The sequence below is a fragment of the Roseomonas alba genome (assembly GCF_019430885.1).
In the GTDB taxonomy this organism is placed as follows: domain Bacteria; phylum Pseudomonadota; class Alphaproteobacteria; order Acetobacterales; family Acetobacteraceae; genus Neoroseomonas; species Neoroseomonas alba.
Genome location: NZ_JAHYBZ010000009.1, coordinates 280886 through 295084 on the forward strand (window position 1 = coordinate 280886; position 14199 = coordinate 295084).

The window sequence follows — 14199 nt, forward strand, 5'->3', positions numbered from 1 at the left end:
CCCTTGGGCAAAGGATGCACAAATGCCAGATCGTGTTCCGATCGATGCCGCGCGTCTGCGTGCCGCCGTGGCGGATGAGCGGTACTGGAATGCTGGTCATCCGGAGCGGGGCGCATGGCAGAGCTGGGTCGCCGATGGATACCAGGCGCTCTACAGCAACGACCGTGCGGGCAGTGGTGGTGTGATGCATGTCCGCGCATTTGTGCGGGACGGGCATGCGGTGGCGGCACATGTGCGCGGCGCGCCGTCCCGAGACAGTGCGGAATCCCGTGATGCCGGATCGGCATCCCGCGCCGAGGACAGGTCCGGCGCAGTTCGGCAGCAGCCGGTGTCCGGTCTCCATGGGTTGGCGATCGCGCGACGAAATCTGCTGGATGGCAGTTCCGTCGCGCCGGTGATGGGTCGCCGGCGTCGTGACGGCATCATCGGACGGCGTCCGGACACGATCCTGGAAGGGGCCGCCGGGGGTGGCGGCGCGTATCGGTCGCCGGCCGGTCGGAGCTCCGTGCAAGGGGCGCCGCCACCAACCGTCTCGCCACGCAGCCAGGAACTGGTGGATATGATTGCGCCGGGAGGTCGGCCAATCGGGACACGATTGCGCGGCTCGATCTCTGACATTCGTTCCTTGTCAGGCGACCAACCTGCGGCAGAGGCGATGCTGAGACGATTGATCGAGGGGCGGGGAGCAGTCAATATTACTCCGCGAGGACACCCTGGGCGAATGTATCGTCTTGATGATGGTAGCATCATCGGCTACCGCCCGACATCATCCAGTGTCAACCCGGCGATTGACGTTAATATCCCTGGATTCCTCGAAATAACCAAGCTCCATTCCTGTGGAGGTGGCGATGACAATGATCGAGGAAAGGATCTCGCAACTGCGCGTGGCCGCAGCGATGGATGATGTCAGCTTCCCGATCATCCTCAATGCGCTGCGGGACCTCGATCGGCCCCCGCCCGGCGCCGACGACACGGAGCGCATGCTCAACTTCGTCTCCCTGCTGCTCGATCATGGCTTCGTGGCGGTGACGAGCCCCTATGCTGATCCGCCGAGCACCCCCTGGCCCGAGCAGGCACGGGGAAAGGCCGCTATCCTGCAGCGCATCCGGCGGGAATGGGAGGCACTGGATCACGAAGTCACCTTCCTCGACCTCTGCTGGTTCCATCGCCCGGGTGACGATGCAGCGAAGGCTGTCACCGACTGAGGGCCTTTCGGCGCGATGCGGCGCTGGAACGCGATTGGTTCGCCTGCGTTCACCAACCACGTTCCAACCGATCGTTTGATCGCGTGATCCAGATATCCGGTGCCTGCGCGCCGCCGGCCATCATGTTCTGACAGTCCCGGCGATCCGCGCCCGTCCAAACGACCAACATCCTGACACCTCGCCTCCCGGCGCGGCTCGAGCGGCTCCTCCTCCGCTCGCCGCGCCGCAGGCCCCGCGCGACCCGCGCGGTGGCCCGGGGGCGGGCGGCTTCGTGCTGCCCGCCCCCGTCCGTTTTCGCCCGCGCATAACCGGTCTCGCCGGCGCGCGGGCCGCGTCGCTGCCTGGCCCTTCGCGGTCAACCGGGTCTCGGCGCTTTCCCATCCAACACAGATCGAAAGGGACACCCGCATGTCGGGCACCATCGAACAGGCCTTCGTCAAGCAGTTCGAGGCCGAGGTCGCCGAGGCCTATCAGCGCCAGGGCAGCAAGCTGCGCCCCACCGTGCGCTCCAAGAGCGGCGTGAAGGGCGCGTCCACCATCTTCCCGCGCGTTGGCAAGGGCACGGCCGCGGCCAAGGCGCGCAACGGCGTCGTGCCGGTGATGAACCTGGAATACGCCAACGCCGAGTGCTTCCTGCAGGACTACTACGCCGGCGAGTGGATCGACCGCCTCGACGAGATCAAGACCGCGATCGACGAGCGCTCGGTGATCGCCAATGCCGGCGCCTATGCGCTCGGCCGCAAGACCGATGAGCTGATCGTCGCCGCCCTCGACACCGCGACGGCCGAGGCGAGCGGCGTCGGCACGGGCCTTGCCGACACCGATGGCCTGACCAAGCAGAAGGTGCTGATGGCCTTCGAGATGTTGGGCGCGGCCGATGTGCCGGATGACGGCAACCGCTTCGCCGTGGTCGGCTGGAAGCAGTGGTCCGAGCTGCTGCAGATCGACGAGTTCGCGCGGGCCGACTATGTCGGCGACGATGCGCTGCCGTGGAAGGGCACGCAGGCGAAGCGCTGGCTCGGCGCGCTGTGGATGCCGCATTCTGGCCTGACCAAGGCGGGCGTGCTGCGCTACTGCTACTTCTACCATAAGACGGCGATTGGCCATGCGGTGGCTTCCGAAGTCGTCACCGACATCACCTGGCATGGCGATCGCGCCGCGCATTTCGTGAACAACATGATGTCGCAGGGTGCGGTGATGATCGATCCGACCGGCGTCGTGCGCATGCGCGCCAAGGAGTGATGAAGGTTGGGGGGAGATGAACTCCCCCCAAACCCCCCTCCTTTTTTTGGTCACCTGGAGACTGACCTCGGAGGTCAGTTCCCAAAAGACAGAAAACGGAGGGGGATTCGGGGGAGGTGTCCTCCCCCGACCTTTCTTTTCTTCCCGACAGTCCCAGGAGGATCACCCGATGGCGCTCTCCGCCCTCGCGCTGTGCTCGCGTGCCCTGTTGAAGATCGGCGCGCAGCCTGTCGCCTCGCTCGAAGAAGGCACGGCCGAGGCCGAGGTGGCTGCCAACCTCTATCCCGGCATCCGCGATGCGCTGCTCTCGGCGCATCCCTGGTCCTTCGCGACCGCACAGGCCGCGCTGGCGCGCCTGGCTGCCACGCCGCGCGCGGATTTCACCCATGCCTTCCAGCTGCCCGCCGGGTTCCTGCGCGCCTTGTCCGCCGGCACGGCCGGGCGTGCGCGCGGCATCGTCTATCGCTTGCAGGAGGACCGGCTGTTCACCGATGCCGATGCGGTGGCGCTGACCTATGTCTTCCGGCCGGACGAGAGCGCGTTTCCGCCCTTCTTCGCCTCCGCGCTGGTGGCGCGCCTGGCGGCCGAGTTCTGCATCCCGCTGACCGAGAACGCCTCCCGCTCCGAGATGCTGTATCGCCTGGCCGAGGCCGAGCTGCGCGTCGCGCGTCAGGCTGACAGCCAGCAGGCGAGCGTTCGCGTGCTGGAAGCCTTCCCGCTGATCGATGTGCGGGGCTGACCCATGGCCGTCGTCAAGCGTGCCAAGACGAACTTCACGGCCGGGGAGCTTGCGCCAGAGCTGCTCGGCCGTGGCGACATCAGCGCCTTCGAGAACGGTGCGCGGCGCCTGCGCAATGTCTTCATCCAGCCGACCGGCGGGCTGACGCGACGCGCCGGGCTGCGCCACGTCACGTCGCTGCCTGGACCGGCGCGGCTGATCCCCTTCGAGTTCAACACTGAGCAGACCTACCTGGTCGTTCTGACGGACGGCGAGCTGCGCGTCTTCCAGGGCGATGCCGAGATCGCCGTGCTGGCCGGCCCGTGGAACACGGCGATGCTGCCGCAGATCGGCTTCACCCAGAACGCCGACACGCTGCTGCTGGTGCATTCGGAGATGGTGCCCCAGCGCGTGACCCGTACCGCGTCCGGCTGGACCATCGCGGGCTGGAGCTTCGCCGTCACGCCGTTTCTGCGCTTCGTCGCCGGCGACGTGACGCTGACGCCGAGTGCGACGATGGGCAGCATCGTGGTCGATGCCAGCGCCGCGGTATTCAACGGCAACCATGGCGGGGCCTTCCTGCGCATCGGCGGCAAGCGGCTGATGATCACCTCTGTGAATTCCAGCACGCGCGTGATCGCCGATGTGCTCGACACGCTGTCCTCGACCGATGCGACCGTCGATTGGGACGAGCACGCCTTCAGCGGCGGGCGTGGCTGGCCGGTGACCTGCTGCTTCCATCAGGATCGCCTGGTGATCGGCGGATCCCGCGATGCGCCCAATCGGCTGTGGCTGTCGCGCACCGGCGACCTGTTCAACTTCGACATGGGCACAGGCCTGGACGACGAGGCGATCGAGTTCGGCCTGGTGTCGGACCAGGTGAATGCGATCCGCGGGCTGTTCTCGGGCCGGCATCTGCAGGTCTTCACCTCGGGCGCCGAATGGATGGTCAGCGGCGATCCGCTGACGCCGGGCAGCATTCAGTTGAACCGGCAGACGCGCGTGGGATCGCCGGTCGATCGCCTGGTGCCGCCTGTCGATGTGGACGGGTCGACGATCTTCGTCGCGCGCAGCGGGCGCAGCGTGCATGAGTTTGCCTATACAGACGTCAGCCAGGCCTATCAGGCGAACGACCTCGCGATCCTGGCGCGGCATCTGGTCGAGACGCCCGTCTCCATGGCCTATGACCAGGGATCGCGGCTGCTGCACATGGTCATGGCGGATGGTTCGCTCGGCACGCTGACGATCTACCGCGCCGAGCAAGTGACCGCCTGGACGCGGCAGGAAACCCAGGGCGCCTTTCGCGCCGTGGCGGAATCCGAAGGCACGGTCTGGCTGGTCACCGACCGCGCCGGCGCCTTCGCGCTGGAACGCTTCGAGGACGGCCTCGCGCTGGATGCCGCGCTGACCGGCGCGGCGTCGAGCCCGCAGGATGAATGGCTCGGCCTCGGGCATCTCGAAGGCCGTGCGGTCGGCGTGCTGGCCGATGGCGCCCCGCGCGCGCCCGGGCTCGTCTCGGGCGGCAAGGTCACGCTGGATGAGCCGGCCTATGCCGTGCAGATCGGCCTCGCCTTCAGCCACGAGATCGAGCCGCTGCCGCCTGACATCATCGCCGCCACCAGCGCCGCGACCGGGCCGCTGCGCCTGGTCGCCGCGACCTTCCGCCTGCTGGAGACCAAGGCGCTGGCCGTCGATCTCGGCCGTGGTGCGGAACCCGTGCCGTTCCGGCGGCTGGATGCCGCGCTGCTCGATGCGGCACCGGCCTTCTTCACCGGCGACGTCACGCTGCGGGGCCTCGGCTGGCGGCGCGACCGGCTGAAGCCGCTGTGGCGCATCACAGGCGATGCGCCCCTGCCCATGACGCTGCTTTCCGTCACCACCGAGATCAGGATCACCGACTGATGGCCCAGCTCGCTACCATCGCCTCGCTGTCCGGCACCGGCCTCGCCGTCTACGGCCAGGTCCGCCAGGGCCAGCAGCAGAAGGCGACGAACAACGCCCAGGCCGAGAACCTGCGCCAGCAGCAGGTCGCCCAGCAGGAACAGGCCACGGCGCAGGCCGCGGCCAATGACCGCGACCGGCAGGACAAGCTGGCGCGCACCATCGCCTCGGCGCGCGCCCGCGCGGCGGCGAGCGGTGTTTCGCCCGATGAGGGCTCCGCCGCCGCGTTGACCACCGGCCTGCGCGCCGATGCGGCGAAGGACGCGGCGGCTGATGTCGCGACGATGAGCGCGCGGCTCGCTGCCGGACGGCGGTCGCTGCTCGCCGCCGATGGCAGCTTCAACAGCTATCTGCGTGCCGGACAGACGCTCGGCGGCGCGGTGCGCAACCTGCTCGCCTAAGCCGCCCCACCCCCTGGACATCGAGGACCACCCATGGCCGAACACATCACGATCGGCGATGTCGCGCCGCGCGTGCAGTATGTCGCGGACGGCGTGCTGGCCGACTTCACCTATCCCTTCCCGATCTTTGCGGAGGAGGATCTCGAGATCCGCGTCGATGGCACGGTGCTGGCGGGTGGGACGACCATCGCGGGCGCCGGATCGTCCGACGGTGGCGTCGTCACCTTCGCCGAACCGCCTGCCGCGGGCAGCGAGATCACGCTACGCCGCCGGCTGAAGATCGCCCGCGCGACGGATTTCCAGGACAACGGCATCCTGCGTGCGCGCAACCTGAATGACGAGCTCGACTACCAGGTCGCGGCGATCCAGCAGGTGGCCGACGATGTCGCCGGCACTGTGCACCTGCCGCCGACCGAGGCAGGCAATCTGGTGCTGCCCGCCCGCAGCGCGCGCGCGAACCGCGTGCTCGGTTTCGATGGGTCGGGCGGGATCGCCCTATTCGATCGCGATACCGGCAAGCTCGGCGTGCCGTTTCCGGGCGGCGTGCCGCGCAGCGTGGAGGATAAGCTTGGCGAGCGCCTGACCGCGCGCGACTTCGGCGCGACGGGCGACGGCGTGACCGATGACGGGCCGGCGCTCGCGGCTGCGATGGCGGCCGCGGCGGCGTCGGGTCATGTGTTGGAGATCGGCGAGGGCACCTTCCGCACGACGCAGCCGCTGGTGCTGGGCGGCGGTGCGGCGGGGCTCGTGATGCTGGGCTCCATTCTTTATGCCGGACCGGATGGGCAGGCCGCGCTGACGCTCGGCGACGGCGCCGCCGTGCGCAATGCCGCCAAGCGCTACGTAGGGCTGCGGGTGATCCGCGCCACAATCTCGGACTGGATGAATGAGGCCGATATCGGCCTTGTGATGCGCAACCTCGATGCCTCGCTGGTCGAGATCCGGCAGATCGAAGGCTTCACCATCGGCATCCGCACCCAGGGCGTGGAGCGCGGCTTCGAGGATACGACGCTCATCCTCGGGCGCATCGTGAACAACAAGATCGGTCTCGACGTGCGGACCGAGACGGCGGCGGCCTGGAATACCTCCGTGCGATACTATGGCGGGCACTTCGCCATCGGCAGTTCGGTACATACCGACAAGGATCGCTTCGGCGTGCGTATCTCCGCCGCGCCGGGCGCCTATGTCGCGCACAACCGGCATCTGTTCGATGGGCCGGGCTTCGAACTCCAGGCCAGGGACAAGCCGATCACCGGCATTCCCTTCCTCGTCGAGGTGAACAGCCGGTCGGTCTGGGCACGGGCGATCCGCATGGAAGGCTGCAGCCCCTTCGTTGCGCGGCACACTGGCGGCGCGCAGGACCATGTCTATGAGGTCGCCTGGGCGAGCCAAGCCTATCTGATCGACGTGGACTACACGCCGAGCGCGACGCGCACCGGCGCCGTCGTGCGCGCCTTCCACCAGGCAGCGGCGTTCCGCGAGGCAACGCGGGAGGTCGGCAACGTGCCGAACCTCCGCGCGGCGCGCATCCGCTGGTCGAACACGGAATGGGGTTTCGAGAAACTCGCCTGCCTGTCCTCCAACGTCTCGGGGTCGCCCTCGACGCTGTCGGACTTCGCCTTCGCGGCACTGGATTCCTATGGCTTCACGGAGACCGGCGCGGTGCTGACGGGCGGGCGTGGGCTCGGCTTCGTGGTCGATGCGCGGCGCTGCCGAGACTTCGCGCTGGCCGTCGACGCGGATCTCCCGCGGCTTGCGGTGATGTGCTTCGACGCGAACCGCAATCTGCTGAGCGACAGCGGCACGCCGCTGGTGCGGGCCTCGGGCCAGTCGCTGGTGTGGAACGCGGCGGCGCGCTGGTACCAGGGCTCGGCCGACATGGCGGACGATACGCTGACGCGCCCGCAGGTCGTGCATCTGGAACCGCAGGTGGCCTACGCCATCATCGGGCTGGCGCGCATCGGCACGGATTACGAGGTGCGCGCCATGCGGCTCGGCTGCGATCCGTTGTTCACGCCGCCGCTGCTGTACGGCCAGCCCAGCCTGCCGCATGGCGCGCGGGAGCTGGTGGCGGAAGCGGCATGGGACCCGGCCTCGATCGCGGCGGGCGCCTCGGCGCAGACCAATGTGACGGTGCCTGGCGCGCGGCCGGGCGACTTCGCCTCGGCGGCCTTCTCGGTGGCGACGTCGGGCGTGGTGTTCCTGGCACAGGTGGGTGCGACCGATGTCGTGACCGTCACCGCCTGGAACCGCAGCGGCGCGGCCATCGACCTCAATCCCGGCACGGTGCGCGCGCGCGTGGTGAAGGCGTGACCGGCCGCCGCGAGGCCGTCCCGCGCGGGCCGGATCTGCGCGCGGCGATGGATGTGGTGGCGGAGGAGTATTTCCGCTTCCTGCATGGCGGGCCGGAGCCCGGCACCGGCGACGACACCAAGGCCTTCGCCGCGCATCACGCCGCGTGCCGCGCCGCGCTCGCGCATCTCGAGCATCTGCTCAAGCTCGCCCGCGCCATGGGCGAGCCTGACAGCGGCATCGAGGAGGCGACGACCTTCCTGATCGAGGCGCGCCAGGCACTCGCAGCATTCGAGGAGGAGGATCTGCATGGCGAGGAGGAGCAGTGCTGATGCGGGCTTCCTCGAATTCGTCTGGGTCTGGAACCGGCGGTTGCACAACGACACGCCGTCGGTGCACCGCCGGATCGCACGGTGGCTGGAAGGGCGTGAGACGGCAGGCGAACGCCGCCTGCTGCTGATGGCCTTCCGCGGCTGCGGCAAGTCGACGCTGATCGGGCTGTGGTGCGCCTGGCAGCTCGCGCGGCGGCCGCAGACGCGCATCCTGGTGCTGGCGGCGGATGCCTCGCTGGCGGTGAAGATGGTTGCTTCCGTCCGGCGCATCATCGAACGGCATCCGCTGTGCCGGCACCTGGTGCCGGCGGCGGCGGAGGCCTGGGCGTCGGATCGCTTCACCGTCGCGCGCGATGGCGCGCTGCGCGATCCGTCGATGATGGCGCAGGGCATCGGTGGCAATGTCACCGGCAGCCGCGCGGAGATCATCATCTGCGACGATGTCGAGGTCGCCGGCAATTGCGACACGCCGGGCAAGCGCGCGGAGCTGCGCGAGCGGCTGGCGGAGGCGGAGTTCATCCTGGTGCCCGACGGCACGATCCTGTTCGTCGGCACGCCGCATTGCGAGGACAGCCTCTATCGCCATCCCAAGGAGGAGGGGGCCTTCCTGCGCGGGTATCGCCGGCTGGCGGTGCCGGTGATGAGTGCGGTAGGGGCCTCCGCCTGGCCGGAGCGCTTCTCGCGCGAGGCGGTGGCGGCGCTGCGCGATCGTGTGGGGCCGTTGCAGTTCCAGCGGCAGATGATGCTGCAGCCGGTAGCGTCGTCCGCCGTGCGGCTCGATCCCGCGGCGATCGTGCGATACGGCGAGGACCCGGATTACCGCGAGGCGCAGGGCAGGGGCGTGCTCACGCTGCTTGGCCGGCGAATGGTGTCCGGCGGCGCCTTCTGGGACCCGGCCTATGGGCGGCCGGGTGCGGGCGACGCTTCGGTGTTGGCCTGCACCTATGCCGATGGGGAAGGGCACCATTTTCTGCATCGGCTTACCTATCTGACGCATGACCCGGACGCGGCCGACGACCCGGCGACGCAGCAATGCCGCGCCGTGGCGGCGGTGCTGAGAGAGACGCTGCTGCCGGTGGTGCGGGTCGAGACCAATGGCCTCGGCCGCTTCCTGCCCGCCCTGTTGCGGCGGGAGCTGGCGCGGGCGGGTGTCGCCTGTCGCGTGGTGGAACATGCCAGCACGCGGGCCAAGGCGGATCGCATCCTGGCGGCGCTGGAGCCGTCGCTCGCCGCGCGTCGCTTGCACGCGCATGAGAGCGTCTTCCGCACCTCGTTTCCGGGCGAGATGTCGGAATGGCGCCCTGATGCCGTGGGTGCGCGCGATGATGCGCTGGACGCCGTGGCCGGCTGCCTCCTGGCCGAGCCCGTGCGTCTGGTCCGCGCTTCGGCTGCGGCGCGCGCCCCTGACTGGCGTGCCTAGAGCATTTCCGGTGAACTTGCGTTCACCTCCAAAGCTCTAGGTATCTGTTTTTGCGAGCATCTTCACCTGTCCGGATGAGTTCATCCGGCCAGGATCTGCTCTAGATGGGCCGTCCTGTCGCGTCGGCGCCGTCTTGCTGACAGGCAGAAAAAGGAGGGGGTGCGGGGGAGTTCTCTCCCCCGCCCTTTGTTTCAGGCTGCCCGCTTCTTGAGGATCTCGCTCGCATGCCGTTCGCGGCCTGCGTCGGTGATCTCGAACCGCCCATCCGCGCGGGTCTGGGCCAGTCCCATGCCCGTCAGGCGCAGCAGGCAGGGCCCGTCCTTGAGACCGGGCGGGCGGCCGTGCGGCCCCACCAGCGTCAGCCGGTGCAGGGCCGAGCGGCAGCAGGTCTCGAGATAGGGCTCGTTCCACATGTGACGGCGTCGGGTCCCCTGGGGTGCTCCCTCAAGGGTGGGCCGGCGCCGCTTTCCCTTCAAGGTTCCAGCAAAAGGCAGGCGAAGAATGCCGATCCAGATCGAACCCACCTGGTGGATCACGGCCGTGGAGGCGCCGATCGTCGTGGCGCTGTTCTGGATGATCCACGGGCTGCGCACCGACATGCACCAGCGCTTTGAGCGCGGCGACCAGCGGGAATCCGATGCGTTGACGCGCACTCGGGACGAACTCGCGCAGTTCAAGATCGAGGTGGCGCGCACCTATGTGCCGCTGTCGCTGATCCGCGACCTCGACCGCCGGATTTCCGATCATCTCCTGCGCATCGAGGAGAAGATCGAGGAGGTCTCGCGCGCCGGGATCGCCGCGGCGCAGGCCGCGCGCCGGCTGGAGGACCGGGAATGAGCGCCGCCCTGCATGCCGGCCCGCGCGAGGCGGCCGCCGAGATCCTGGCCCTGACCCTGTGGGGCGAGGCCGCCGATCGCCCCGTGCGGGCGATCGAGGCACTGGCGGCGCTGGTGATGAACCGGGCGCGGCGGGCGGCGGAACCTGACGGGTCGGCCCATTGGGGCAGGGGTGTCGCGGGGGTCTGCCGCGCGCCGTTCCAGTTTCCGTGCTGGAACCGCAACCACCCGCGGCACGCGGCGCTGCGGGAGATCCCGGCCGGTGACGGGGCGCTGGCGATCTGCCGGCGCGTCGCGGCGCGGGCGATGGGGGGCGGCCTGCCCGATCCGACGGGCGGGGCGACACATTACCATGACGCGGCGGCGCTGCCGGGATGGGCGCTCGGCCGGCCGGCGGCGGCCGAGATCGGTGGGCTGTGCTTCTATCGGGCTGAGGACCTCGTCTGATAGAAGCCCCGCCCATGGAACGCTTCATCTACACCCTGGTTCGCGAGGCCGACTGGCGCGCGGCCGAGGCCGCCGGCGCCTATGCCGGCAGCGCGGACGATGCGCGGGACGGGTTCCTGCATTTCTCGACCGCGGCGCAGGTGCAGGGGAGTGCCGCGAAGCACCGGGCCGGCGTGCCGGATCTGCGGCTGGTCGAAGCGGATGTCGCTGCGCTCGGCGCGGCGCTGAAATGGGAACCGGCCGCGGGCAGTTCGCGGCCGGGGCTGTTCCCGCATCTCTACGCATCGCTGCCGATGGCGGCGGTGACGCGGGTGGTGGCGCTGCCGCTCGGCCCCGATGGGCGTCACGTCTTCCCCGCAGATTTCGCCTGAGCCGCTTGCTGGCTCATCAGAAGGGCGAAGACGACGATCAGGGCGCCGCCCATGGTCCAGGCGCTCGGCCAGACGCCCCAGATCAACAAGTCGAAGGACAGGGCGAAGAGCAGCGCGCTGAATTCCAGCGGCGCCAGGCGTGCCGCCGAATCATGGCGGAAGGCGATGGCGAGGCACAGCGTCGCCCCGCCCGCCAGCAGCCCGTTCACCGACAGCGCCGCCAGGTCCGGCCAGGACGGCGTCACCCAGGACGTCATGGCGAAGGGCGAGACCAGGATCAGCCCCGGCAGGGACGACCACAGGATCAGCACCGCGAAGCCGGTCTCGTGCCGCAGCAGGCGGTTGATGGTCAGGACCGTCGCGTAGCAGATGGTCGCGAAGAAGGCCCAGAGATAGGCATGCACCGGCCCGCCGGCCGCAAGCCCCGGCCACATCGCCACCATGACCCCCGAAAACCCCACCACCGACCAGCCCCAGACCGCCGGCCCCGTGCGTTCCTTCAGCACGAGCGCGGCCAATCCCAGCGTCATGAAGGGCGCGGTGAAATAGACGAGGTAGCCCTCGGCCATCGGGATCTCCCGCAAGGCGAGGAAGAAACCGAAACCCGACCCGATCATGACGACCGCGCGCGTCAGATGCAGCACGGGATGCACGGTGGCGAGCGTCCCGCCCAGACCCGGCACCACGGCCCGCGCGGCGAACAGCGCCAGCAGCAGGGTCGCATAGCGCAGCACGATGACCTGGTCCGCCGGATATCGCCCCGACAGCAGCTTGGAATTCGCGTCGAGCAGCGCAAACAGCGCCATCGCCGCGACGATGAAGGCCGGGCCCCGCACGCGCGCTCTTTCTTGGTGTGACCGGGCGCTTCTGACCGCGGCGGATGGGGCGCGTCAACTGGTGGCGCCGTTCCCGCACGATGGAGATTGGAGGGTCTTTGCCCCTCCAAGCCACCCCGCCAGGGGAACCCATTCACGCTGCTTCACAACGCGAATGGGCACCCGCATAGAACCGAGACCTTTGGAAACCGTCACCTGGCGCCGGGTGCCGCTTACAGGATCAGCGCCGCGACCCGTATTGGCGCACGAAGCGCGCTGTGACGGCACGGCATGCCGTTGGTGCGCGGCGCCAGGTATCTGGCATTCCAAATGCCCTCAGCATTTGGCGGGGTGGTCCGGATGGGCAGCGCCCCTCCGGTTCTACCGCTTCCCCCAGGGCGACGCGCCCGTCCCGGTCCCCTGCGCCGGCCCTTGCCACCAGGGCGCGGGCGTCTCCGCAGCCCCCGGCGCGATGCGCACCGTCTCGTCGGTCGCGTCGTGCTGTGCCCAGGCGGGGGTCTCGGCCTCGACCATGGGTGGCGGTGCGATGGGTCCCGGGTCACGCCCGCCGGCGAACTTCACCAGCGCCGCGACGCGGTCGCCGATCGGCGGATGCGTCGCCATCAGAGATGACAGCGCGTTGTCGGAGGCATCCTCGAGGAACAGCGCGCGCACCTGGGGCGGCACCTCGGGCATGTCGGCGTGGCCTTCTACCTTGCGCAGGGCGGTGATCATGGCGTCGGGGTCGGCGGTCAGTTCCACCGCGCCCGCATCGGCCAGGAATTCCCGGTTCCGCGAGAGGGCCATGCGCAGCACGGTGGCGAGCAGCCAGGCGAGCGCGATCATCAGCACGCCGATCAGCGCCGCCCAGCCGGCGTTGTTGTTGCGGGAATTGGTGTTGATGCGCCAATCGCTGACCCGCCCGGCGCGCACGGCGCGGCGCGTGCGCGTCATCATGTCGAAGCCGAGCGAGATGATGCCGACGAAGACCGCCGCGATCAGCCCCAGCCGGGCATCGCCATTCCGGATGTGGCTGAGCTCATGCGCCAGCACCGCGGCGAGTTCGCGGTCATCCAGCGCCGTCATCAGCCCGCGGGTGACGGTGACCGAGCCGGCCTCGCGCGACAGGCCGGCGGCGTAGGCGTTCATCGCCTCGGTCTCGATGACCGCGAGGCGCGGCATGCGCATGCCGCGGGAGATGCAGAGGTTCTCCAGCAGGTTCCACAGGCGCGGTTCCTCGGCGCGCGTGACGGGATGCGCGCCCGTCGCCCAGTCGAGGATCTTGTTGTGGGCAACCCAGGCGATGGCGAACCAGATCAACGCCCCGACCCAGGCCATGGCATAGAGCCAGGGGAGGTTGCGCAGGGCATTGCCGAAAGCGCGGCCGAGATCGCGCTGTTCGGACCCGAAGATCATCCCCACGCCCAGTGCCATGACGGCGAGCAGCAGCGGGAAGCCCGCCAGCAGCAGCATGGACCGCCAAGCGGTGTTCCAGGCGTGGGTGCGCAGGCCGAAGGCCTGCATGGCGGGGCCTCCGTTCCTAGAATTTCACCGTGGGCGCGGCCTGGACCGCGGTGCGCTCGCCCTCCGGCAATTCGAAGAAGCCGCGCTGCTGGAAGCCCATGGACCGCGCGAAGAAGACGGCCGGCACGCTCTCGGTCATGGCATTGTATTCGGCGACGGACGAGTTGTAAAAGCGCCGGGCGGCGGCGATCTTGTTCTCGATATCCGACAGCTCCGACTGCAGGGACAGGAAGTTCTGGTTGGCCTTGAGGTCCGGATAGGCCTCGGACAGCGCGAACAACCGGCCGAGGGCGGCGCCGAGCGCACCTTCCGCGGGTCCCGCCGCGGCCGGACCCTGGGCCTGGGCGGTCACCGCCGCGTTGCGGGCCTGGATGACGGCATCGAGGGTGGTCTTCTCATGCGCGGCATAGCCTTTGACCGTCTCGACCAGGTTCGGGATCAGGTCGTGGCGCTGCTTGAGTTGCACATCGACGTCGGACCAGGACTGGCCGGTCACCTGCCGCAGCGTGACCAGGCGGTTGTAGACGATCACCAGCCAGACGATGACGACGACGATGATGCCGAGGATCACCCAGAGCATGCAGCGCGACTCCTTCCCTGTGGCGCTCGCCCCGCCCGAATGATCGGGCGGCGCCGACAGCGCAGGGTTGTGAGA

Annotated in this window: 16 protein-coding genes; 12 read left to right on the plus strand and 4 right to left on the minus strand. The window is 69.2% G+C overall.

The annotated features are described in order from the left end of the window. The first annotated feature begins 22 nt into the window (after positions 1–22). From KPL78_RS24320 to terL, 9 genes are all read left to right on the plus strand, one after another. The gene (locus KPL78_RS24320) at positions 23–904 is read left to right on the plus strand and encodes a hypothetical protein (RefSeq protein ID WP_219765563.1); all 882 of its coding nucleotides are present in this window, start codon (positions 23–25) and stop codon (positions 902–904) included. Further along, the gene (locus KPL78_RS24325; protein WP_219765564.1) at positions 897–1205 is read left to right on the plus strand and encodes a hypothetical protein; all 309 of its coding nucleotides are present in this window, start codon (positions 897–899) and stop codon (positions 1203–1205) included. Before KPL78_RS24320 ends, KPL78_RS24325 begins: the two co-directional genes overlap by 8 nt. Before the next feature lie 408 nt (positions 1206–1613). Next, positions 1614–2447 carry a phage capsid protein gene (locus KPL78_RS24330; protein WP_219765565.1) on the plus strand — a complete coding sequence of 278 codons (834 nt, stop codon included), beginning with the start codon at positions 1614–1616 and terminating at the stop codon, positions 2445–2447. Between the two features lie 169 nt (positions 2448–2616). Further along, a complete protein-coding gene (locus tag KPL78_RS24335; RefSeq protein WP_219765566.1) occupies positions 2617–3186 on the plus strand; it encodes a phage connector family protein in 570 nt (189 codons plus the stop codon). A gap of 3 nt (positions 3187–3189) precedes the next feature. Next, positions 3190–5067: a phage tail protein gene (locus KPL78_RS24340; protein WP_219765567.1), complete on the plus strand. Its 1878-nt coding sequence runs from the start codon at positions 3190–3192 to the stop codon at positions 5065–5067. Further along, a complete protein-coding gene (locus KPL78_RS24345; protein WP_219765568.1) occupies positions 5067–5507 on the plus strand; it encodes a hypothetical protein in 441 nt (146 codons plus the stop codon). Before KPL78_RS24340 ends, KPL78_RS24345 begins: the two co-directional genes overlap by 1 nt. 33 nt (positions 5508–5540) lie before the next feature. Continuing rightward, a complete protein-coding gene (locus KPL78_RS24350; RefSeq protein ID WP_219765569.1) occupies positions 5541–7820 on the plus strand; it encodes a phage tail fiber domain-containing protein in 2280 nt (759 codons plus the stop codon). Then, entirely contained in the window at positions 7817–8131 is a 315-nt protein-coding gene (locus KPL78_RS24355) for a hypothetical protein (RefSeq protein ID WP_369412842.1), read from the plus strand. Before KPL78_RS24350 ends, KPL78_RS24355 begins: the two co-directional genes overlap by 4 nt. Further along, positions 8109–9551 (plus strand): phage terminase large subunit, encoded by a 1443-nt coding sequence (gene terL / locus KPL78_RS24360; RefSeq protein WP_219765570.1) that lies wholly within the window; start codon positions 8109–8111, stop codon positions 9549–9551. Before KPL78_RS24355 ends, terL begins: the two co-directional genes overlap by 23 nt. A gap of 191 nt (positions 9552–9742) precedes the next feature. Here terL and KPL78_RS24365 read toward each other — a convergent pair whose 3' ends face one another. After that, complete coding sequence (locus KPL78_RS24365) at positions 9743–9964, minus strand: hypothetical protein (RefSeq protein ID WP_219765571.1); 222 nt, start codon at positions 9962–9964, stop codon at positions 9743–9745. A gap of 88 nt (positions 9965–10052) precedes the next feature. On the opposite strand from KPL78_RS24365, the gene KPL78_RS24370 reads away from it, so the two are divergent. Genes KPL78_RS24370 through KPL78_RS24380 form a run of 3 tightly spaced genes read left to right on the plus strand, consistent with a single transcriptional unit; the run spans position 10053 to position 11205 of the window. Then, complete coding sequence (locus KPL78_RS24370) at positions 10053–10388, plus strand: hypothetical protein (RefSeq protein WP_219765572.1); 336 nt, start codon at positions 10053–10055, stop codon at positions 10386–10388. Beyond that, positions 10385–10834, plus strand: coding sequence for a cell wall hydrolase (locus KPL78_RS24375; RefSeq protein WP_219765573.1), 450 nt, complete (start codon positions 10385–10387; stop codon positions 10832–10834). Before KPL78_RS24370 ends, KPL78_RS24375 begins: the two co-directional genes overlap by 4 nt. 14 nt (positions 10835–10848) lie before the next feature. Next, a complete protein-coding gene (locus tag KPL78_RS24380; RefSeq protein ID WP_219765574.1) occupies positions 10849–11205 on the plus strand; it encodes a DUF952 domain-containing protein in 357 nt (118 codons plus the stop codon). On the opposite strand, the gene KPL78_RS24385 is transcribed toward KPL78_RS24380, so the two are convergent. The 3 genes from KPL78_RS24385 to KPL78_RS24395 all read right to left on the minus strand — a co-directional run bounded on the left by KPL78_RS24385 (position 11178) and on the right by KPL78_RS24395 (position 14124). Beyond that, positions 11178–12041 (minus strand): DMT family transporter, encoded by an 864-nt coding sequence (locus tag KPL78_RS24385; RefSeq protein WP_369412843.1) that lies wholly within the window; start codon positions 12039–12041, stop codon positions 11178–11180. The two genes, KPL78_RS24380 and KPL78_RS24385, sit on opposite strands and share 28 nt — an antisense overlap. Before the next feature lie 360 nt (positions 12042–12401). After that, positions 12402–13544, minus strand: a complete 1143-nt coding sequence (locus KPL78_RS24390) for a M48 family metallopeptidase (RefSeq protein ID WP_219765575.1) — start codon at positions 13542–13544, stop codon at positions 12402–12404. A 16-nt stretch (positions 13545–13560) separates the two neighbouring features. Continuing rightward, complete coding sequence (locus tag KPL78_RS24395; RefSeq protein WP_219765576.1) at positions 13561–14124, minus strand: LemA family protein; 564 nt, start codon at positions 14122–14124, stop codon at positions 13561–13563. Between the last annotated feature and the right edge of the window lie 75 nt (positions 14125–14199).